The sequence below is a fragment of the Roseobacter cerasinus genome (assembly GCF_009811755.1).
Classification (GTDB): Bacteria; Pseudomonadota; Alphaproteobacteria; order Rhodobacterales; family Rhodobacteraceae; genus Roseobacter; species Roseobacter cerasinus.
Window position 1 is genome coordinate 353,322 of the sequence record NZ_BLIV01000004.1, and the last position, 21,207, is coordinate 374,528.

The 21,207-nt window shown below is 62.1% G+C and carries 20 protein-coding genes; 5 read left to right on the forward strand and 15 right to left on the reverse strand.

Translation table 11 applies throughout. From position 1 onward, the window contains the following. The 4 genes from So717_RS12680 to So717_RS12695 form a co-directional block, all read right to left on the reverse strand. Nucleotides 1-1,176 carry an FIST N-terminal domain-containing protein gene (locus tag So717_RS12680; protein WP_159977804.1) on the reverse strand — a complete coding sequence of 392 codons (1,176 nt, stop codon included), beginning with the start codon at nucleotides 1,174-1,176 and terminating at the stop codon, nucleotides 1-3. Between the two features lie 36 nt (nucleotides 1,177-1,212). Continuing rightward, complete coding sequence (locus So717_RS12685) at nucleotides 1,213-1,908, reverse strand: response regulator (RefSeq protein ID WP_159977806.1); 696 nt, start codon at nucleotides 1,906-1,908, stop codon at nucleotides 1,213-1,215. An 84-nt stretch (nucleotides 1,909-1,992) separates the two neighbouring features. Then, a complete protein-coding gene (locus So717_RS12690) occupies nucleotides 1,993-2,199 on the reverse strand; it encodes a hypothetical protein (RefSeq protein WP_159977808.1) in 207 nt (68 codons plus the stop codon). A gap of 286 nt (nucleotides 2,200-2,485) precedes the next feature. Further along, on the reverse strand, nucleotides 2,486-3,112 hold the full coding sequence (locus So717_RS12695; RefSeq protein ID WP_159977810.1) for a LysE family translocator: 627 nt from the start codon (nucleotides 3,110-3,112) through the stop codon (nucleotides 2,486-2,488). Between the two features lie 892 nt (nucleotides 3,113-4,004). Between So717_RS12695 and So717_RS12700 the strand changes: the two genes are divergently transcribed. After that, nucleotides 4,005-4,328, forward strand: a complete 324-nt coding sequence (locus So717_RS12700) for a TraR/DksA family transcriptional regulator (RefSeq protein WP_159977812.1) — start codon at nucleotides 4,005-4,007, stop codon at nucleotides 4,326-4,328. Nucleotides 4,329-4,338: 10 nt separating this feature from the next. Further along, a complete protein-coding gene (locus tag So717_RS12705) occupies nucleotides 4,339-4,518 on the forward strand; it encodes a hypothetical protein (RefSeq protein WP_159977814.1) in 180 nt (59 codons plus the stop codon). Nucleotides 4,519-4,524: 6 nt separating this feature from the next. Here the strand turns inward: So717_RS12705 and So717_RS12710 are convergent, their stop codons facing one another. The 9 genes from So717_RS12710 to So717_RS12750 all read right to left on the reverse strand — a co-directional run bounded on the left by So717_RS12710 (nucleotide 4,525) and on the right by So717_RS12750 (nucleotide 11,460). Then, entirely contained in the window at nucleotides 4,525-4,641 is a 117-nt protein-coding gene (locus tag So717_RS12710; RefSeq protein ID WP_159977816.1) for an entericidin A/B family lipoprotein, read from the reverse strand. Between the two features lie 116 nt (nucleotides 4,642-4,757). Next, on the reverse strand, nucleotides 4,758-4,877 hold the full coding sequence (locus So717_RS12715; protein WP_159977818.1) for an entericidin A/B family lipoprotein: 120 nt from the start codon (nucleotides 4,875-4,877) through the stop codon (nucleotides 4,758-4,760). 117 nt (nucleotides 4,878-4,994) lie between these two features. After that, a complete protein-coding gene (locus tag So717_RS12720; RefSeq protein ID WP_159977820.1) occupies nucleotides 4,995-5,474 on the reverse strand; it encodes a class I SAM-dependent methyltransferase in 480 nt (159 codons plus the stop codon). After that, a complete protein-coding gene (locus So717_RS12725) occupies nucleotides 5,461-6,231 on the reverse strand; it encodes a polysaccharide deacetylase family protein (RefSeq protein WP_159977822.1) in 771 nt (256 codons plus the stop codon). The genes So717_RS12720 and So717_RS12725 overlap by 14 nt, the downstream gene beginning before the upstream one ends. Further along, entirely contained in the window at nucleotides 6,221-7,366 is a 1,146-nt protein-coding gene (locus tag So717_RS12730; RefSeq protein ID WP_159977824.1) for a glycosyltransferase family protein, read from the reverse strand. Before So717_RS12730 ends, So717_RS12725 begins: the two co-directional genes overlap by 11 nt. Then, the gene (locus So717_RS12735) at nucleotides 7,366-7,947 is read right to left on the reverse strand and encodes a histidine phosphatase family protein (RefSeq protein ID WP_159977826.1); all 582 of its coding nucleotides are present in this window, start codon (nucleotides 7,945-7,947) and stop codon (nucleotides 7,366-7,368) included. Before So717_RS12735 ends, So717_RS12730 begins: the two co-directional genes overlap by 1 nt. Then, nucleotides 7,944-9,017: a glycosyltransferase family 4 protein gene (locus So717_RS12740; protein WP_238840889.1), complete on the reverse strand. Its 1,074-nt coding sequence runs from the start codon at nucleotides 9,015-9,017 to the stop codon at nucleotides 7,944-7,946. The genes So717_RS12735 and So717_RS12740 overlap by 4 nt, the downstream gene beginning before the upstream one ends. Then, entirely contained in the window at nucleotides 9,014-10,261 is a 1,248-nt protein-coding gene (locus So717_RS12745) for a glycosyltransferase family 4 protein (protein ID WP_159977828.1), read from the reverse strand. The genes So717_RS12740 and So717_RS12745 overlap by 4 nt, the downstream gene beginning before the upstream one ends. Next, a complete protein-coding gene (locus So717_RS12750; RefSeq protein ID WP_159977987.1) occupies nucleotides 10,258-11,460 on the reverse strand; it encodes a glycosyltransferase family protein in 1,203 nt (400 codons plus the stop codon). The genes So717_RS12745 and So717_RS12750 overlap by 4 nt, the downstream gene beginning before the upstream one ends. 312 nt (nucleotides 11,461-11,772) lie before the next feature. On the opposite strand from So717_RS12750, the gene So717_RS12755 reads away from it, so the two are divergent. Then, nucleotides 11,773-14,130: a mechanosensitive ion channel family protein gene (locus tag So717_RS12755; protein ID WP_159977830.1), complete on the forward strand. Its 2,358-nt coding sequence runs from the start codon at nucleotides 11,773-11,775 to the stop codon at nucleotides 14,128-14,130. Between the two features lie 69 nt (nucleotides 14,131-14,199). Here So717_RS12755 and So717_RS12760 read toward each other — a convergent pair whose 3' ends face one another. Then, entirely contained in the window at nucleotides 14,200-15,030 is an 831-nt protein-coding gene (locus So717_RS12760; RefSeq protein ID WP_159977832.1) for a LysR family transcriptional regulator, read from the reverse strand. A 450-nt stretch (nucleotides 15,031-15,480) separates the two neighbouring features. Next, on the reverse strand, nucleotides 15,481-17,112 hold the full coding sequence (locus So717_RS12765) for an ABC transporter substrate-binding protein (RefSeq protein WP_159977834.1): 1,632 nt from the start codon (nucleotides 17,110-17,112) through the stop codon (nucleotides 15,481-15,483). Nucleotides 17,113-17,243: 131 nt separating this feature from the next. On the opposite strand from So717_RS12765, the gene So717_RS12770 reads away from it, so the two are divergent. Next, nucleotides 17,244-19,652, forward strand: coding sequence for a GcvT family protein (locus tag So717_RS12770; RefSeq protein ID WP_159977836.1), 2,409 nt, complete (start codon nucleotides 17,244-17,246; stop codon nucleotides 19,650-19,652). 9 nt (nucleotides 19,653-19,661) lie between these two features. Further along, complete coding sequence (locus So717_RS12775) at nucleotides 19,662-21,206, forward strand: trimethylamine methyltransferase family protein (protein WP_159977838.1); 1,545 nt, start codon at nucleotides 19,662-19,664, stop codon at nucleotides 21,204-21,206. Nucleotide 21,207 lies beyond the last annotated feature (1 nt).

A 21,207-nucleotide genomic window follows, 5' to 3' on the forward strand; every position in this document is an offset into this window, starting at 1 on the left:
TCAGTCGCCGGGATCGACCAGCATCACACCGGTCATTGTGTGGTTCACATGCAGCGGCCCGATCTGCTCACCATAGGTGGAAAAGCCCACCACGCGGTTGCGCGCCATGATCTCCGACAGATCGCGGGTGGCCTGGGTCTGCTCGGCCTCGATGCGGCGCAGCACGCAATCGCAGGCAAAGATGTCCACATCCTCGCGCCCCGCCTTGATCTTCGACAGCTCTTGATCAAGGTGGCTGGTGATCTCCAGAGGCTCGGCCACATTCAGCACCATGCCCTCTTCGATAGCGGCGAAAAACACCAGCTCCCCGGCCTCATTGACCCGCTGGATCGCACGCACGTGGTGAGTGTCGCCGAGGCGCACGACCACCGGGTTGGCCGAAAAGGTGAATTCGTCCAGCTGATCGGGGTCCTTGTTGACGATGCGGGCATATTCGCGCGCGGCAGGCTCCGCGTTGATTTCTTTCACGACACGCTGTTCGGGGTCGGCTTTGGTCACGATCATGCGCCGCCCGGTGGGCTCCAGATGGTTCAGGCTGAAAACCCGGGTCTCGCAGGCGGTGCGCACAAAGGTCACCAGCGCAGACCCGGTGCTGAGCTGGTCGCCATGCGCCAGCCAGGTTTCCTCAAACCTCGTACCATCCCCCGACGAGCCGCCAAAGACCGGCCAGGAGCCCATGGCGGGGGCCACCGTGGCCGCAAGCGCGTCTTCGCGCAGCGACAGCCCATCCACCAGCATCACGCCAAAGCCGTTGGGTTTGTCGGCATGCTGATCTGCGAGGGCGGTGCGGGCTTGCACCAACCGATCAATCAGGCTTTGCGGATCCAGCGTGTCCAACTCGTCGATCACCACGGTCTCCGTGGCGAAGTGCCGAGCCGGCAGCCCGATCACGATAGAGACCTCTTCCTGCGCATAGCCGGTCCACCCGATCTGGCCGGCGGTGGTGCAGCCTGTCACCGGTGTGCGCGGAAACTGCGCCACCGCACAGCGCGCGATCATTTGCAGATCGCGCCGGTTTTCGCTGAAGACAAAGAGATGTGCCCAGTTTCTTTCTCCCAGGTGATCTCTCAGAACCGCAGCGGGGTCACAGGTCTGTGGTGTCACATGTACAGTTGTCAATAATCGCCGCGCGACCGGGTCGGACGCGGTGATGCCTTGCGCACCTTCCATTTTCATTGGGTCTTGCCTCCCTGGGCAAGAATAGGCGCAACCTTAACCTTCAGGCAAGATGGAGCTGAATTGCGCCTTCTGAGAGACCAGCACAGCCTGGGTCCGGCTGTGCACGCCGAGCTTGCGCATGATGGCGGTGACATGCGCCTTGACCGTGGTTTCCGCAATCGACAGATCAAAGGCGATCTGCTTGTTCAGCTTGCCTTCGCAGATCAGTTGCAGGATGCGCGATTGCTGTGCTGTCAGGTCAGACAGGCGCGCAACAGCATCGTTGACCGCATCTGCTTTGGGGTCGTTGAAGCTTTCCGGTTTGTAGGTCTGGCCGCTGGCGATGGCGTTGATCGCCTCTTCCAGTTTGGCGCGTGGGCTGTGTTTGGGCACAAAGCCGGAGGCCCCCGCCGCCAGAACCGACGACACCATGCGCGCATCGTCCATCGACGAGACCACCAGCACCGGTGCGTCGCCCGCAGCGCGCGTGATCTCGATCACCCCGTCGACACCCGCCACATCCGGCAGGTTCAAATCCAGCGCCACCAGACGCGGATGCGGATCTTCGGCGAGCAGCTGCAGCGCCCGCTCCATCGTGTCGGCTGTTTTGACGTTGACGCCGGGCATCACGCTGCGCAGGGTCAGCTCCAGTGCGTCGCAAAACAGCGGGTGGTCATCAACGACGAGAATCCACCCCTGATGCGCGGTCTGCGCCCAGTCCCGTGATGTCTTGAGAATATCTGTCGTCATACTGTTACCCTAACACCCTGGTCAAACCTTGGAACTATCCAAAGGTCGCATGTAAAAAGGGCGCCCGGCAAGGGATGCCCTATGTCATTTGCTGTCGCGGCGCGATCCGTTGGTGCTTGCCAATTGCTCAGGCAGCCGGACGGTCCAGAACATGCCGCCCTGGTTGAGGATGTCCAGCAGCGAATAGCGTTGGCCCCTGCGGCCCATGCGGTTGGTCAGCATGTCCCCGGTGGACGCCTGATCAGTGGCGTCCTCCCAGTCGTCGGTATGAGGTTGCGCATCTTTCCTCATGGCACGGGACAACCCGGTCGCAGCGTCGGAGGACGTGGGTCCAATCTGAATTGGCCAAAGGTCGCATGCCCGTTTTGCCGCGAAAGCCGGGGTGGTCCGGCCCGCGCCTCACGCCTGACGATGTTGCAGTGTTTTCTGCTGCTGTGCAGGCACTTGGAGGAGATGGCACCTTGCCGCCTTGGGCCAAACGCTGTCCTTGAGCCGCGCGTCCCACGGGCTCGGACCCTGTTGTCAGCCTGTGCGAGCCTGCTTCTTTAGCAGGCCGCGGTGATCGTGGACGATCTGTCTAACGCTCTTGCAGGGCCAAACGAAGACCCAATGCGCAGTAGATGCACCCGACGCATTTGTTTTGCCACCTCAGAACTGCCGGATTGCGGCGGAGAAAATTGCCGAGGCCTCCGGCCACAACGGAATAGACGATTGTGCTGAAGAAGCCGATCAGCGCAAAAACGACACCCAAAATGGTCAGTTGGACAACCACATGGCCCTTTTCAGGTGCTACAAATTGCGGAAGGAATGCCAGAAAGAAGAGCGCTGTCTTTGGGTTCAGAACCTCCGCAAGGATCGCTTGCCTGAAAGCCTGAGGGGCGGTGATTGGCACGCGCCCTTGACCCAGATCGACAGGGGATTTGTCGAAGATGGCCTTGACGCCCAGATAGACGAGATAGCCCGCTCCAAGAAACTTTACGATGGTAAAAAGCGTGGCGGAGGTCGCGATGATCGCCGAAATACCGACAACGGCCATGATCGTGTGAAGGAAATCGCCAGCGGTGATGCCGGCGCCGGTGGCAATGCCCACCGTGGTGCCGGATGTTGTGGCCCGAGCAACCGTCAGCAGGGTCGCGGGGCCGGGGATGAAGACGAACCCAAGAACAATCACGGCGTAGGTGAGCAAGATAGCCGGGTCGATCATTTTCATGCCTCCATGCATGTGTGCCGGATGAGCAAGCCACAGATCGTCTGCGCTGACAAGCATCCCGCCCGGCGCTTCGACACCGCGTGCTGGGTTCGCAGTCGTTTGCAAAACCGATACGCCAGACCGAGGTTCAAGTCTGCTGGTGGGCGGGTCGGACTGCGCAAGAGATAGATTTGCAGGAAAGCTGGCTTTGTCGCTGCGGAGGTCAGCAGGGCCGGGAAAGCAGAGTGCGAAAAACCATTGTCCTTCTGCAAGCCGTCCAAAACGCTGAAAAAATCGTGGTTTCCCCCAGCTTGTCCACAGGAGAAATCACAGTAAATTCAATTGATTATCCACAAGAAATTTCCGGCAGGCGCCACTTTTCTATTGCGCGACTCAGGTGTCGAGTTGCAACCTGTGACTACCGCAGCGACATTCACGCAATGTAGTTGAGGACGCAAAGGCCCCCGAAAGGTGGTGGCGGTTTGGGATAGATCCTTCGGGGTCAGGTCCAGGTCGCAAACCCTTTTCGGGACGCAGGTCAAATCGCGTGGGGGTGAAAGCCCCGTGGCGAAAAGGCGGCTGAGGTCGGTCGGGACCGTGTCAGGATGGCTGTCGAAGTCGGATTGGCGCAGGCGCGAACGACGGGGGTGATGCGGGGAGGTCGATCTTCGGAGAGATGTCCCGGCGGAAAGTGGCAACGCTTTTGCGCAAGCTGGGCCTGCTGTCGCCCTCTGGGGGGATGCATAGGTTCAAGAAGGCGTCAGGATGTGCTTCGGCACGGACCGGGCTCACGCTCGATCCCCTGGCGCCTTTCGCTTTTTCTCTCCCATTTCCTATCGTTGACCCATATCAAGGCGCCTTTGCGAACAACGTGGCATGTCTCTCCTCAATCAGAGGGAGATACGCAATGGACTATGCGCAGGCCAAGGAGCGATTGCTCACCCGTCGAGCTGAGTTGATCGGCCATCTCACCGAGGTCGAGCACCAGCTGGATGAACAGCCGCCTAAGGATTGGGAAGATTTCTCATCCGAACGGCAGGGCGATGAGGTTCTCGAAGCGCTCGGGCACGCCGAATTGAACGAGTTGCGCCGTATTGATGCGGCCCTCGCCCGGATCGGCGCGGGGTCCTACGGATTTTGCCTCAGGTGCGGCAACGACATTTCTGCCGCCCGCCTGGACGTGCTCCCCGAAACACCGCTGTGCAAAGGATGCGCAGCTGAAACCGCCTGAGGAGGGCAAGATGCTTCGTTTGACCGCAATTCTATATTGTTTCGTTGCCGCCACCATGGCCGGGGCCGGTGTCATTGCCGTGTTGAGCGCGGGGCTCACCGCCGCCATGCCGATCTTGATCGCTGCCGGGGCGGGCGCGCTTCTGGCCTTGCCGGTGTCCTGGCTGTTGGCCGCGCGCATTTCGGCCTGATGCGTTCTAGATCGCGTTGTCCAGAGCCTGACCTGCGTTTTGGATGTCGCGGCCGACGCCTTTGGTTGTTTCACAGGCAGCCAAAGCAAGAATGGCTGCAAGGGCGAAGGCAAGTCTGATCATGTCGATGGGTCCCTGTTGGTCGATCTCACGCGCAGGCTACACCGGTTTCAAGATGGGTTTCACGCAAAAAAGGTGGCTCAGGGCCACCTTTTCCATATGCGCCGATTGGCGGCAGATCAGCTCGCCGCGCTCTGCAACGCTTCGCCAGCGTCTTCCACATCGCGACCGACGCCTTTCGTGGTCTCGCAGGCGGCCAGTGTGATCAAAACGGCGGTCATTGCAAACAGTCTGAACATAGTCTTTCCTTTCTTACGTTTGAGAACCAACGCCCGATTGCAAAGAAGGTTCCCGCGCTCAACGCGAGGACCGGGTCAAACCTGTCGCGGGTCATTTTAGTCTGATGATGCGGGGTCCTAAGGCGCCCGATAAAACAGATACCGGTCAGGTGCGATGGCCTCTGGTCCGCGGATCTGCTCAAACCCCACCAGCGGTTGCTGGCTCACCACAAGCCCGCCGGGCACCATCAGCGGCGCGATGAGCGGAGACAGCCGCGCACCCTCAGCCACGTCCTTTTCTTTCACACCAAAGCCAAAGTCATAATGTGCCAGCACAATGCGCGCGCCGGTTTTGGCAAGCTGTATCAGCATCTCATCCGCCTCGCCTTGCAGAAAACACGCGGCGGGTGGGATGCAGGAGGGGTGGGGCTTCAGGACCCGGTCAATCACCCAGATCCGCCGATCCGGAATGCGCTCGCGCAGGTGGTCATAGGTCCGTCCGTTGCCAAGGCCCAGTTCCAGCACATCACCGGACAAGGGGGCGATTTCTTCGGCGGCCCAGTTCAGCCCATCGATCTGGGCAGTCAACCTGCGACGCATGGATTCAAGACGGCTCATGTGGGCTCCTCGCGGATGTTGGCAATGGGGTGCTGATCGCGCCGCCTTCCAGAAGCTCGGCCAGAAAGGCACGGGAAAAGGACCAGATGTCAGTGTCATGCACAAGGTGATGGGTCAGATAGCCGAAGGGTTCCGTCGTGTCCGTCACACCCTGTCGCCGCTTTGTCAGAGCGTCGACCGTCTGTGCAATAATCCGGTCTGGCATCACCAGCCCACGGCTGCCGCGCCAGTCGATGGGGTCGATGTGGGTGTTGATCTGAACTAGGCCGGGGCTGGGTTCAACGACGCAGCGGGGCGTGAAGGTTGAGACCGCGCGGTAGCCTGCCGTGGCGAGGTGCGGCAGCACGTCGGCATGCAGGCGGTTCCAAGGCGCCACGAATGTGGGGGAGAGGCGGGTACCAAACAGCGCATCAAGGCGTTCAAGACCGCGCGCCAGCAGGTCAGCCGTATCCGCGTGCAGCGCTCCGAATTCGGCCTTTTTCTGCCCTTGAGGGGCGCGGTTCTCATGAGCCCAGCCGTGCACCGTAGGCACCATATGAGGCGCCTGCATGATCGCATCCGCAAGGGTCTGATCAGCAACGGCCGGGATCACTGCAAGATGCACCGGTAAGCCAAGATGTCTGGACAGATCCGACAATTCGGCCAGCGCCGGCGTGGCCGAGACGGCGTCGTCGTCGCGCCACCAGATCGGCAGCCTCCGTTTTTCCTGCCGCCAGATCGCAAGTTCGTGGCGCAGCGGGCTCCAGTCAATCTGCATCGCGACTGTCCAGCAACTTTTGCACAATCCGGACGGTCTCAGCGGCCCCATCGAGCCCTTCGGTACGAGGTGCACGGCGTGGGGCCGCTCCCAACTTGTCGATCTGTGACAGAAGGGTAGCCCCCGACAACTCACAACTGCGCAAAACGGAGATCCCGGGCAATCGGGCCAATGCCGTCGCGCGGAGGGTCTGTTCGACCTCACCCCCCACATCAAAAGGCACCAGCACAGCGGGCGTGCCGGTCTGCAACAGATCCAGTGCGGTGTTATAGCCCGCCATGGAGACGGACACCTCCGCATGGTGCAACATCTGGCGGAAATCCGGGCGGGCGGGTTCAACCCGGGCGTTTTCCGGTGCGGTGGTCGCGAGCGTCCGGGCGCGATCCGCAGCATGACTGCCGCCCACCAGCAGTCGCCAGTTCCGCTGTGGACTGGCACGCGCGGCGTCCAGTGCTGCCTCAAAGACAGGCGCACCAACACCACCGCCGCCTGCGCTCACCAGCACCTCGCCGAAGCCTGTGCCATCGGCATGCGGCGGTGCCGGCGGAGAGGCGACAAAGCCGGTGTAGCGCAGCCGCGTTGCCAGGCGCGACTTGACCGGCCAGCTGGCCCCGAGCGGGGCGATCTCGGCATCTGAATGCACAAGTACTGCGTCATAATGCTGATCAATGATGTCGTCTGTCGCCTGCGCCTTGGCCGGTTTCGAAGGCGGTGCAAGGATATCGCGGATCGAGGCGCAAACGAGCGCGGGCTGCGGCAGGCTGCGCGCCGCCTCTACGGCGGTGAGGAACTCGTCGCGCAGCACCCGACGACCGAAAGGGAACAGCTCTGTGATCAGCACCTGTGGGGCTTCGTCTCTCAGAGTTTGGGCAATCAGCGACTGTCGCGCGTGCAGCACCTCGGCGGTGGCATCTGCGCCGCTGTCATCCAGCAGCCGGGTGAAGTTCACGCCGTCCGATTGCAGGGGAGGAAGCTGGACCAGTCTCACCCCGGTTGCATCCAGATGCGGCACAGGGCGCCCGCCGGAGAGGACAATTGCGCGATGGCCTGCAGCGGCGAACGCGCGGGCGAGTGTCAGGGCACGGGCCAGATGGCCGGTGCCAAGCAGATGGGTCACAAGGATTGCAACGGTCATCAGATGCGGCCCTCCAGACGCAGCGGCGGGTCTTCGAGGGACCAATTCTGCGCGTCGATCAAGATGACATAAAGCCGGTTGCGCTTGATCTGGAACGGGGCAGGGCCTTTGAACGCCCAACTGGTGGCGCGGGCGAGCAGCACGCGCATCACACCGATGTGGCACACGGCCAGTGTGTCTGTGGTCAGCCCCTCTATCCAAGGATGCAGGCGGTCTCGCAGATCGCCCGGGCTTTCGCCGTTGGGGGGGCGGAAATCCCAGCCCCAGTCTTCGATGTCACGAAAGCCGCTCGCGGGGTTTGCGCGCAGTTGGGTGCCCTGCTGCCCTTCCCAGTCCCCCCAGTGCATTTCGATCAGCGCCGGGTCGCACTGCGGCGCGCGCCCTGCCACCAGTTCTGCGGTGCGATACGCACGGGCTAGCGGACTTGCCCACAGGGGCGCATCGGACCAGCCATTGGGCAGGCATAACGCGGCCAGTTGTGCCTCGGCCTCCGCGTCCAGCGGCACATCTGTGCGGCCCTGAATGCGGCCCGCGCGGTTCCACGAGGTGTGACCGTGGCGTAGAAGCGCCAGCCGAATCACGCCGAAAGATCCGCAAGGGTGCTGCACAGCGTGTCGCTGGCCGATGGCAGGAGATGATGCGTGGCCACATGGGCCCGCGCATCATCTCCTGCGGCCTCCCGGGCCTGTGAATCGGCCAGCAATCTGTCAATTGCGGCAGCCAGTGCGGTGGGGCCCTCGTCGGGTGTTGGGTAGGATCCGGGCGCCAGCACATCGCGGACGCCGGGGCGATCTTGTGCAACGACGGGCAGCCCTGCCGCCTGAGCTTCAAGATAGGTCATGCCGAAAGCCTCGTTCACACCCGGCCAAAACAGAAGGCTGGCTGCGCTATAGACGCTGCGCATCTCGGCGGGGCCAAGCGCGCCGCGCATCTGCACCCTGTCGCCGAAGGGTTGCATGATCGAAGCTATGGCCGCCAGCGCAGGACCGTCGCCCGCAATGACCAGTTGCCAGTCCGGCGTTTGCAGCAGTTCCAGCGTATCGGCGATGACCTCGTAGGAGGCCAATTTGTCGCCGTGGCGCAGCATGCCTACACTGAGCATGGGTCCGGTCCGGCTGCCGAGCGGCGGCAGGTCACTGCGGGCCAGAAAGGGGCGCAGCGGCAGCACACGCTGATCGGGTGGTGCATAGGCGCGCAGCGCTTCTCCATCTCGCGCGGTCAGATGAAAGATGACATCGGCTGCGTCGCAGGCCGCTTCAGCCGCCTTTGAAAAAGCATCCCAAGGCCCGCCAAGCCGCTTGCGTGCACGGGTGGCCTCAATCTGGACATAGGGAATGCCAAGCGCGGCTGACACCGCTGGCCCCAGCAGATCTGGGGCTTTGTAATAGCAGTGATAGGTCAGCCAAACCGCCCAACCGGCCGTACGCCCGCGTTCCATGAGGCCCTGCGCCTCCGCTGTCGCAGCGGCGAAGAGCCGGTCTTGGACGGCCTTGTCACCCGCCTTGTCCCGTGTCTGCAGGGTCGAGACCAGATCCCAGGTCAGGCCTCCATGCTCCAGTGCTGCGAGGATCGCGCGGGCCATGGTGCGGTCCCCGGAGGGCACGGGATGGGTGGGTGCTTTCATCGGCGCGTAAAAGGCGACCCGTGTCACGGTGCCACCTCCAGCATGGCCCGCAGCCTCGCAAGCAGATGCGCGATGCCGGGCTGCATGCGGAACTCGGCCAGCAGCCGGTCGTAGGCTGCGGCTCCCATGCGGGCCGTGCGCGCCGGATCATCCGCCAGTTGCAAGATCGCATCGACCAGGCTTTGAGGCGCATCGTCGCTCAGCAGACCATGTGTGCCGCTGTCGATGAACTCGGGGATGGCGGAGACCGGTGTGGAGAGGATGGGCAGCTTCTGGCTTGCCGCTTCCATCAGCACATTCGGCAGCCCGTCGCGGTCACCGTCTGCGGCGATGCGGCTGGGTAGCACGAAGAGATCCGCGGCGCGCATAGCTGCGATCACCTCTGGCTGGTCGCAGGCACCGCGCCAGGTGATGCGGTCTGCCACGCCCGCCGCCTGCGCCTGCGCCTGCAACGTGTCGCCAAGCGTGCCGCCGCCGATGTGGGTCCAGTGCCAGTCCAGCTCCGGCGGCAGCAGGGCGAAGGCCGCAATCAGGCGGTCAAACCCCTTCTTCTCAACCAGCCGCCCCACGGACATCAGCGCGAGCGGATCGCCCGGCTGGCGCACCGACCGCTCCGGCGGCGGCGGGAAGCGCTCCAGATCCAGCCCGTGATACACCAGATCGACGCGCGTTGGTGTGTCTGCGAGCGACCGCAGGTGTTCAGCGCCAAAGGCGGTGCAGGTGGCTCCGAAGTCCGCTCCGAAACACGTTGGGTCCAGCTTCTCGCGCAGCTCCCACTCAGGCGAGGTCCAAATGTCCTTGGCATGTGCTGAGAAAGACCATGGCAGCCCGCGCAGGATCGCTGCATATCGCGCGACGGAGGAGGGCGTGTGCAGGAAATGCGCATAGAGGCCGGGGGCATCGGCGGGCAGTTCCCGCGCCAGAACGCAGGCCTGGCCAAAGCGGCGCAGGCGGTTCGGCGTGCGGTCGCGGGCGTAGTCCTGTCGCAACATGCGCCAGGCGCTCCGAAAGCTGGGGCGGCGCATGGCGGCGAGCACGCCGCGCAATACGCGCATGGGCTCGTCCTTGAGGTATTCGGGCAGGTAGCGCACCGGCGCTTGCAACCGATCATGCAACGGGTGGGTCTTGCGGTCCGTGGGGTGGCGCAAGGACCAGATCTCAAGCGCCAGCCCCGCCTCTTCGAGCGCGACCAGTTCCTGGGCGATGAAGGTCTCAGACAGGCGGGGCCAGCCCTTGACCACAACGGCCAACCGCGCAGAGGGCTGCATCATCTCTCGGCCAAAAGTGCCGCAGCACGCGCCACAACAACATCGAGACCGTCCAGCAACCCGTCGGCGCCAGATTGCGAAGGCTTGTTCTGAGCGGGAAGAGCGCGGATGAAATCGACCATCGTTTGCGGTGTCATACCGTCACGCGCTTCATCCAGCATGCGCACAAGGCCCAGCTCTTCGGCGCGCGACGCCCTGATCCACTGCTCCAGCCGGGGAACTGTGCGCGGCACAATCACGGCACGTTTGTCGAAGGAGAGCACCTCGCAGAAGGTGTTGTAGCCACCCATGCAGATGACACCCTCGGCGCCCGCAAAGAGCGACTCGATCCGGCTTTCAAACCCAACGGCGGTTACACGCCCGTTCAGCCGTGCCACACGCGCCTCAAATGCGTCCCGCACCTCGCCGGAGAGGAACGGACCATAGACCAGCACCGCATCCGGTTTCAGCGTGGGGTCATGCTCATAGGCCTCCAGAACCAGATCAACCATGGCCCGGCCATCGCCGCCGCCGCCCGGTGTAATCAGCACGTAAGGCGTGTCCGGTGTCTCGGCCACGTCCGTGACCTCGCGGCGCAGATAGCCTGTCCAGTGAATGCGGGCGCGGGTCTCGGCAGAGAGCGGTAGCCCTTGGGTCGGGTCGTAGACCGAACGCGGCCCGTAGACCCAGATTTGGTCGTAGAAGCGTTCGGTCGCCTCGACAGCACCTTTGCGCGCCCATTCAGCGGCGAGCGCCTTGGGCTCGTCCAGCACATCGCGCAGCCCCAGAACGCAGCGCGTGCTGCAGCGATGCGACATCCACTCCAGCGTGGGCAAAAGCTCTCCGCGAAAGCCGGTGGGCTCCTTGTCGACGATAAAGAGATCCGGCTCGTATTGTTCCACCGCCGTCTGGATCAGGCCTGCGCGTAAGCTTGTCGTTTTGTCGATGTCGAGGCCCAGCGTCTGGCTGACGTAAGTGCCATCGGGCAGCTTTGTGACACCGGGCAGGCGCACATGGTCCACCTTTTCCGGAAAGGTAAAGCGGCCCGCGACGGGAGAGCCGGTCAGGATGATCGCCGAGGCGTTCGGGTTTTGCGCAGTCAGGGCCGACGCCAGCGCGCGCGAGCGGCGCAGGTGTCCGAGCCCAAAGGTGTCGTGGCTATAAAGCATCACCCGATGCTGCTGGCTCTGCCCGGCACCGCCGTTCTTTGCCGTTGTTGGCATCGCCGCCTTCATCCGTTTCTGAACATTCATGAGGTTGTGCTGAATCCGGGTCTGAGGTGCGCGCTGCGGCTTTGTTCCACCAGAATATCAGAAACGCCGGGCCGGGCATTTTTAGTGTAAATCAGCCACATCGGCCTGTCCTTGCGTCTCGGCGGGAGGCCATCTCCCGAGGTATCTGTATCGTGTTTGGCACAAAAGCGCATCGGGTGCAAAACACGACTGATCGCCGGAGTTTGCACTGATGTGCAATTGCAATGCTGGGTGGCCTCCCCTACCGTCGTCGCGGATTGTTAACCTTTTTGGGTCGAATTTATGCGTCTCGTCCAGCTTTGCGCGCTATTGTGCTGCGTTTTCTTCTCGACAACCGTTGTAGGCACAGCACTTCAGGCCCAAGGCGTCGGCTCCCTGTTCAGTATCGGCAGCGGTGACAGCACCGAAAGCGACGACAGGATTTCAGAGATCATGAAACAGGCGGCCGAAAACGGCGTTGGCGTGGTTGTGATCGACAGCGATGGGCAATTGATCAGCACACCCCCGGCTGAGATCGTCCCGCCGGGGCCAGACGTTTCTGAAAGCTCAGGCTTGATGCAGGCGCAGGATGCCGCTGTCCAGTTCCGCGCGGCGCTCATCGAGCGGATCCTGGACCTTCCCAGTGCCTTCAACGAGGTGCTCTATATTCTGCGTGCGACGAGCCCGTCGGGCCAGATCTCCACATTCGGGGAAGTGCTGGTGTTTTCGCTGGGGCTGTTTTTTATCGGATGGCTGGTTGAGCGCTACGTTTATGGCAAACGGATCGCCATACATTGGGTGGTCGCCCGTACACGCGAAAATCCGCAGGGCTACTCTGAAAAGATGCCATGGCTGGTGTTTCGGTTCTTTCTTGGGGTCATCGGCATTCTGATCTCCATGGCGGTTGCCTATGTGCTGGGCGCGCTGATTTTCGGGCCGATCAAGGACCCTGCTGTCCAGTTCACGGCCAGCATCGTGAACGCGGGCTATTTCCTCTGCCGCTTCGCCGCCGGGTTGTGGCGCATGATCCTGTCTCCCTACATGGCGCAATACCGCATCCCCCGCATGGAAACCCGCGATGCCCGGCGCCTGCATATCTGGCTGGTGACCGTGGCCATCGTCGATATCTGCGCCATCCTCTTTGGCGTCTGGATCGGGGAGCTGGGCCTGAACTATGACGTCTATGCCTTCCTGTCCTCGCTGATGTCAGGGCTCGTCGTGCTGCTGAACATCATCATGGTGCTGGTCAATCGGGCCGCTATTTCCGATGCGATGCGCAATGGGAAACCGCATGAACAATGCAGTTGGATCACCAAGTTTCTCACCGCCAGCTGGGCGCCGCTGGTCATCATCTATGTGCTCTTTGCCTGGGTCGAGCTGACCTATGATCTGGTTCTGGGCAACCCCTCTTCGATCCCGCTGATCGCCGGGGCCTATGGCATCCTGATGACGATCATCGTGGTCTATGGTGTCATCAACTACCTGATCGAGCGCAGTTTCCAGCGTGCGCACGCCCTGCGAGAGCTCAATGAAGCGCGTGCAGAAGAAAACCTGACCGCAGAGGAACAGGCCGAGATCGAGGAGGAGGTTCGCCAGTTGCAACCGCGCCATGCGCTCAATTCCTTCGAGGCGCTGGCGCGGCGGGTTGCGGGTATCCTGGCTTTTGTCGCAGGCGTCTATGCGTTCTTTTACATTTGGGACAATGAATCCGCCCAGATGGCAGAGACTTTCGCCAACCGGCTGCTTGACGTCATGGTGATCATTTTCATCGGTTACATCGTTTATCACATCTTCCGCATCTGGATCGACAACAAGATCCGTGAAGAGCAGGGCGAGGTGGTAGAGGGTGAGTTGGGCGACGAGGGCGGCGGGTCGAGCGCCAGCCGGCTGGCAACGCTGCTGCCGCTCTTTCGTAACTTCATTCTCGTTATTCTTGTGGTCACAATTGCGCTCATCGTGTTGATGGAGATGGGCGTGAACGTCGGCCCGCTCTTCGCTGGTGCTGGTGTGATCGGTGTGGCCGTGGGCTTTGGTAGCCAGGCGCTCGTGCGCGATATCTTCTCCGGCGGTTTTTTCCTTTTCGATGATGCGTTCCGCAAGGGCGAATACCTTGATGTCGGTGGCGTGAAAGGCACAGTCGAGAAGATCTCTGTCCGCTCCTTCCAGTTGCGCCATCACCTGGGCGCGCTGCACACCATCCCCTTTGGTGAAATTCAGGTGATGACGAACTATTCGCGTGACTGGGTGATCATGAAGCTGCCGTTGCGGGTGACCTATGACACCGATGTGGAGCACGTGCGCAAGCTGATCAAGAAGCTTGGCGTGCAGCTGTTGGATGACCCGGTGATCGGCGACAACTTCATCCAGCCGCTGAAAAGCCAGGGCGTGATCGAGATGCAGGATTCTGCGATGATCATTCGCGTGAAGTTCATGACCAAGCCGGGGGATCAGTGGCTGGTGCGCAAGAAGGTCTATGAAGAGATCCGCGCGCTGTTTGAGCGGGAAGGCATCAAGTTTGCGCATAAGGAAGTCACGGTGCGGCTGGCCGATGGCAAGGTTGATGAGCTGTCCGAAGAGGACAAGAAAGCCGTGACCGCAGCAGCGCAAGCGCAGATCGAGGAAGAGCTTCTGGACGGCGAGGAGGCAGGCGACGACCGCTAGGGCGCTTTTGGCTCAAAGCTGGCCGTGTGGTGCTCTACCTGTCAGCCGAAGTATCTGGGGTGCGCTGTCCTAAGACCGCTGTTTCAGATAGCCCGCAATGGCATCGAGGGCCGCGCGGATCGGCGGCTGGTTGCGCCCCTCATGATGAGACACCAGCCACTGCTCGCTCCTTATGTCGTCGATGGGACCCGACAGCCGCACCAGCCCGTCTATCCGGTCGCCCACGAAGGTTGGCAGCACCACGCGCCCCACACCTGCGCGCGCAAGCGCCGAGGCCAGATGCGGGCTGTTCACCTTGGTCACGATCTCATCGCCGTGATGCGTCTGTATCCAGCGCGAGGAGGGGGTCAGCACCGCGTCCCATGACGGGCCGATCCAGCCGGTCACATCCTCATGCGCGGAATAGACGGCATAGTCGACCCAGCCGATCTGCTGTCGCGCGACCCAGGGCTGATCGGGGCGCCGGTTGCGAATGCCGATGTCGACCTCGCGCCGCGCAATGTCCAGATCGAGATCGCAGTACATGAATTCGGGCACCCACGCCTCGGCCGGGGTCCAATAGGCCGACAGCCGCTCCGCCAGATCAAAGGCTGTCCATGTTCCGGCCGAGATGCGCACGCAGACAGGACCCGCAGCCTGTCCTTGCCAGATGTCGATCTGACGGGCGGTGTCTTCCATGTTGCGGGTCTGTTTGGCCAGGGCCTGACCATCCGAGGTCAGCTTGTAGCCATCCGCGCCGTGCAGAAACAGCCGTCGCCCAAGTGCTGTCTCAAAGGCCTTCATCCGGCGGCTGAGGGTTGCGGCGCTTACGCCCAGCTCTTCTGCTGCGCGCATCAGGCCGCCAGTGCGCGCCACGGCAGAGAAATAGGCGAGGTCATTCCAGTCCGGTCCGGTTTTCATTTGTGAAAGTCCACCTGCGGTTACGAGGGCTGATGGGCGGCGGGCCTGCGCCTTACCTTGGTGGCAATCAAGACAGGAGATGCCCCATGATGCCTCTGATCCAGCCTCTGACTATCCCATCGCAACCCCGCACGGAATATCAAAAGGAGCGTGAAGCCTTTGCAGATATGCAAGTCGAGTTGCACGAATACAGGGCACGCGTGGCCCGTGCTCGGTTTTTAGGGCGCTGGCTGCGCCGAGCTGTCGTGCGCCTGTCTCGCTGGGCGATGCGGGTCCGGCGGCTAGGCCGTGCACAGTGATGTTCCCATCAATCTCCGGTCGTCGGGGTGAGCCGACCCGCCGCGCGCAGCGATTGGTGGGGATCTTTTTGCTGTCAGGATATGTCAGACCGACGATTTGACCCGCCGCAGTGTTTAGGGCCGCTCTGAGAGAGCGGCCCTAAGGCATTTATTATGCGTCGATCCAGACACGCTCCAGATGCATTTCGCGGAATTGGTGCCGTTCATACCCCTGTACCGCTTCGATGTGATGCAGGTATTCCGCCATCCAGAACGGCTGGATGATCGCACCGCTGGACTGCAGCATGCTTTGCAGATCGCTCATCAGTTCACGTCGCGTGTCGGCATCCGAGATACCCAAAGCCTCGCTCAGCTTGGCATCGAACTCGGGGTTCGAATGGCCGGACTCGTTCCAAGCCTCACCTGACCGATAGGCCAGCCCCAGCACCTGAACCCCAAGCGGACGCGCGCCCCAGTTTGTGGTTGAGAACGGGTATTTCGTCCAATCGTTCCAGAAGGTTGTGCCCGGGATGATCGTCCGTTTGACGTTGAACCCGGCATCCCGCAGCTGGCCCGCGATGGCATCGGTGGTCACCGTCCGCCAGTCGCCGTCGATGGAGATCAGCTCAATCTCTGTGTCTGCGTGCCCGGCTTCGTCCAGCATCGCCTTGGCCTTTACGGGATCGGGCGCGACCTTGGGCAACTCGGCATACTCGGGGTGCATCGGGCCGACATGGTGGTTCTCCCCCACTGTGCCCAGGCCGTTGATCCCCAGTTCGAGGACAATCTCATTGTCCACGGCCAGTTGCACCGCGTTGCGCACAGCCTGACTGTCAAACGGTGCGCTGTCGGGCCGCATGCGGGCGACGATGGTGGCCGCCGTGGCTTTTTCCTTTTTGACCAAGCCAAGGCTATCCAATACGTCGACGAAGTCAGAGCTGGTGATGTCGTTGACGTGGATCTCTTCGGCCTCAAACGCTGCCAGGATTGCTGCGGGGTCGGTGCCGTAGTCGATGAATTCCACGCCATCCAGGAAGACCTCTCCGCCCCACCAGCTTCCGTTTTCGCGGCGCTTGACCTCGGCCTTGCCACCGATGGAATGGCTGACCAGCTCGAAGGGGCCGGTACCAACCGGCGCTGCCACCAGTCCCACCTGCGGATCATAATCGCGGTGCACGATCAGCGCCGGGTAGTCCGACATGCCCGCAATCAGCGTGATATCAGCCTGTTCGAGGTTCAGCCGCACGGTGTGGCTGTCGACTTTTTCAATGGCGCCATCGCGCGCCTTGCCGGTTTCTTCGTCCACAAGCGATGCCATGCGCGCGGCCATGGAGTTGCCTTCGACATCCTTTTCGCACCACCGCGTGATGTTGAAGATCACGTCATCTGCGTCAAAGGCGTCGCCATTGTTCCATGTGACACCCTTGCGCACAGCCAGCGTGTAGGTCTTGGCGTCATCTGATACCTCCCAGCCGTCAAGCAGCATGGGCGTGAAGCTGAAATCCATGTCCCAGCGCACCAGAGGCTCAAGGAACTGGCGGGCGACATTGGCGGGTTCGGACCAGTCAAAGGTGCGTGGGTCCTTCAGGTCGAGCAGGCGCATGCCGATCTTGAGCACGCCGCCTTTCTTGGCGTGACCATCGGCGCGCGCCGGACGGCTTTGCCCCAGAACGCCATAGGCAAACGCCGCTGTCGCCCCAAAGGTGCTGGCCAAGGCGATGAACTCGCGGCGGTCAATCTTGCCGTCTTTTACGTCTCGGATTGCATCATCCAGCATGGGGTGATGTGTGCCAGATCTTTTCATTCGATCCTCCCTGAATCTTTTTCTGGACATTATTGTACGGATATTGAAAGCCTTTACCAATCGATGCCGCATTGCAAGGAATTTCCGGCTGAAAGGCCGTCTCTGCGGCGTCTCGGCACGGGAGGCTACCAATGAAGTCACATTATCAGGCCGTGGTGATCGGAGGCGGTGTCGTCGGCACCTCTGTGTTGTATCATCTGGCAAAGTTCGGTTGGAAAGACGTGTGCTTGATCGAGCGGGACATCCTCACATGCGGGTCCTCCTGGCACGCGGCAGGGGGGTTTCACGCCCTGAATGCGGACCCTAACATCGCTGGCCTGCAGGCCTATACCATCGATTTGCTCAGCGAAATTGAGCAGGAGTCCGGCCAGTCGGTGGGCATGCATATGACCGGGGGGATGACCCTGGCGGGTACGCCGGACCGTTGGGAATGGCTGCAATCGGCCTATCGCACGTTCCAGTCCATCGGCATTGACGACGTGCGTCTGATCACCCCCGAAGAGGCGGGGGATCTGTGCCCGATCATGTCCACGCACGGCATTTTGGGCGGCATGTGGGCTGATCGCGAGGGCTACGTCGACACTACGGGCACCGTGCATGCCTACGCGGGTGCCGCCAAGAAGTACGGCGCCGAAGTGATCGAGCACAACCGCGTGCTGGAGCTGATCCAGACGGCGGACGGGTGGGATGTGGTCACCGAGAAGGGTACGATTCACACAGAACATGTGGTCAATGCGGGCGGGCTCTGGGCCAAGCAGGTGGGCCGCATGGCGGGGATCGAATTGCCTGTCTCGCCGCTCAACCATCATTATCTGATCTCGGATACCATCCCTGAGGTGGCCGCGATGGAGCGGGAAATGCCGCTTGTCGTGGACCTCGAAGGCTTCACCTACATGCGGCAGGACCAGCAGGGGCTGCTGCTGGGGATCTACGAGGTCGACCATGACCACTGGATGATGGACGGCGCGCCGTGGGATTACGGCATGCAGTTGCAGCAGGAAGACCCCGACCGGATTGAGCGCGAACTGACCCTTGGGTTTGAGCGCTACCCCGTCCTGCAGCACACTGGCATCAAGACCTGGGTGAATGGGGCCTTCACTTTCTCACCCGACGGCAACCCGCTTGTGGGGCCGGTGCGAGGTAAGCTGGGCTATTGGTGCGCCTGTGCGGTGATGGCGGGCTATCTGCAGGGAGGTGGCGTGGGCAAATCACTGGCGGAATGGATGATCCACGGCGAGCCAGAGGCGGATGTCTTCGGCATGGATGTTGCCCGATATGGGGATTTCGCGCAGAACAAGCGCTTCATCAAGGAAACCACCGGGCAGTTTTACACCCGCCGTTTTGTCATGACCTATCCGAACGAGCAACTGCCAGCGGGTCGGCCCCTGAAGAAAGCCCCGGCCTATGATGCGATGGCAGCGGCTGGCTGCCAGTGGGGGGCAAGCTGGGGGCTAGAAGTGCCGCTTTACTTCGCCAAGACCGCGAATTTCTCGGAAACGCCCACACTCAAACGCTCCAATGCCTTCGAGATCGTGGCAGAGGAGTGCAAGGCCGTGCGCGACGCGGTAGGCCTACTCGATATCTCCGGCTTCTCGCGATACGAGGTGAGCGGTCCGGGCGCGGAGGCGTGGCTCGACCGGATGATGGCTTCGGTCCTGCCAAGGCCGGGCCGGGCGAAGCTGGCGCCGATGCTCAGCCCAGAGGGCAAGCTGAAGGGCGATCTGACTGTCTTCAACTGGGGCGATGGCACCTGGTGGATCATGGGCAGCTACTACCTACGCGAATGGCACATGCGTTGGTTCCACGACCACATGGGCGAGAATTTCAGCCTTGGCGATCTGTCGGATGATGTGGTCGGCTTCAGCCTGTCCGGCCCGAACAGCCGCAAGGTTCTGGAAAAGATCACAGACAGCCCCATCGCCGATCTGCCCTTCATGGGCTGCGGCACTTTCGACATCGGCATGTTGCGTGTGAAGGTTGGTCGGTTGTCCGTGTCGGGGGAGCTTGGCTTTGAGCTTCACTGCTCCGCAGCAGAGCACATCACGTTGCGCGAAACGCTGCTGGAGGCCGGGGCCGATCTCGGCATCCGCGAGATTGGTTTCAACGCGCTGCTTTCCCTGCGGCTGGAGAAGAGCTTTGGCATCTGGAGCGCGGAATTCACCCAGGCCTATACGCCGGGTCAAACAGGAATGGACCGGTGGATCGCCTGGGACAAGGGCGATTTCGTCGGGCGTGACGCCGCCCTTGCAGAGCGGGACAGCAACGCGCTCGCCCAAAGAATTGTGACGCTCGAAGTCGACGCCAAGGATGCCGACGCCAGTGGGTTTGAACCGGTGTGGAAAAACGGCGCGCGCGTCGGGTTTGTCACATCGGGCGGGTTTGGCCACACGATGGGCAAATCACTGGCCCTGGCCATGGTGGACCAGGCCGCCTGCGCCGAGGGCACTGACCTCACCGTGCACATTGTGGGACAAGAGCGGCCCGCCAAGGTCATTGCAAACTCACCCTACGATCCGCAGGGTCTGGCGATGCGGGGCTGAGCGGTGGCTGTGAAACAGACAGCCCGCACACGCTCCGGACGCCGTCGCGGGCGGGCAGATGGGGCCGCGCCCGAGAGTTTGCGCAAGGTGAACTACCGCCAATTGCGCAACCCGTTTCCGGCGATGGCCGTCTTCTCGGAGGATCAGGCCGAGGACATGCATCAAAGCGCGCTGTACATCCTCGAAGATCTGGGGATGCGGGTTCTTCTGCCCGAAGCCCGGGCAATCTTTGCGCAGTCGGGGGCGCGGGTGGACGGAGAGATGGTGTTTGTCGGTCGCGACATCGTGGCCGCCGCCCTTGCCAGCGCGCCCAAATCCATCCCTTGCCGGGCCGGCGCGCGCGACCGCGATGTGGTGATGGAACTGGGCAACCTCGTGTTTCAGGCGGGCGCCGGTGCGCCGCATGCAACGGATCTTGTGCGGGGGCGCAGACCGGGGTCAGCCAGCGACTACATCGAATACCTGCAGCTGACACAGCACTTCGACGTCTTCCACATGATCTCGCCGCAGGTGGAGCCGCAGGATGTACCCACGCACCTGCGTCACTATTTCACGACAGAGGCACAGCTGACCTGGTCAGACAAATTCCCCTTCACTTTCGCGCGGGGCACGCCGCAGGTGATGGACTGCTTTGAGATGATCCGCAACTATCGCGGCGTCTCGGATGATGCGTTTCGTGCGCATCCTCACACCTATACGATCATCAACACAAATTCGCCGCGCACATTGGATATCCCCATGGCGCAGGGGCTGATCGACTTCGCCCGCCATGGGCAGATGTCGATTGTCACGCCCTTCACGCTTATGGGGGCGATGGCGCCGATCACCGTTGCGGGTGCGGTCACGCTGAGCCACGCGGAGGCGCTGCTGGCGATCACCTTGACGCAACTGGTCCAGCCCGGCGCGCCGGTTTGCTATGGCACCTTCACGTCGAACGTGGATATGAAGTCCGGCGCGCCCGCCTTTGGCACGCCCTCGCATTTTCAGGCGTCGCTGGCGGCAGGGCAAATGGCCCGCAAGATCGGGTTGCCCTGGCGGTCCGCCGCCGGATCCGCGTCGAACATCAATGATGTGCAGGCGGCCAACGAAAACCAGATGGGCCTATGGGGGTGCCTGATGGCTGGCGCGACGGTGGTGATCCATGCGGCGGGCTGGCTTGAGGGCGGTTTGTCGGTGTCCTACGAAAAGCTCATCACCGATGCGGAGGTGCTCAACATGATTGCCGAGCTCTGCGCCGGGGCAGAGGCGGGACCTGAGGACATTGGTTATGACACCGCCATTGGTGAAGTGGCACCACAGGGCCACTTCTTTGCGGCCAGCCAGACCATGGCGCGGTACAACACGCAGTTCTACGAGCCCATCGTGCACGACTATGCCAATTTCGGAACCTGGTCAGAACGCGGTGCCCGTGATGCCAACACCCGCGCCACCGATGTCTGGCAGGACATTGTCGCCCGCAAAGCGCAGCCTGGGCTCGACCGGGACCGTCTGGCGGCCTTGCAGAGCTATACTGCCAAACGCACCGCCGAAGGCGGCGCACCACCCGAGAGTTGAT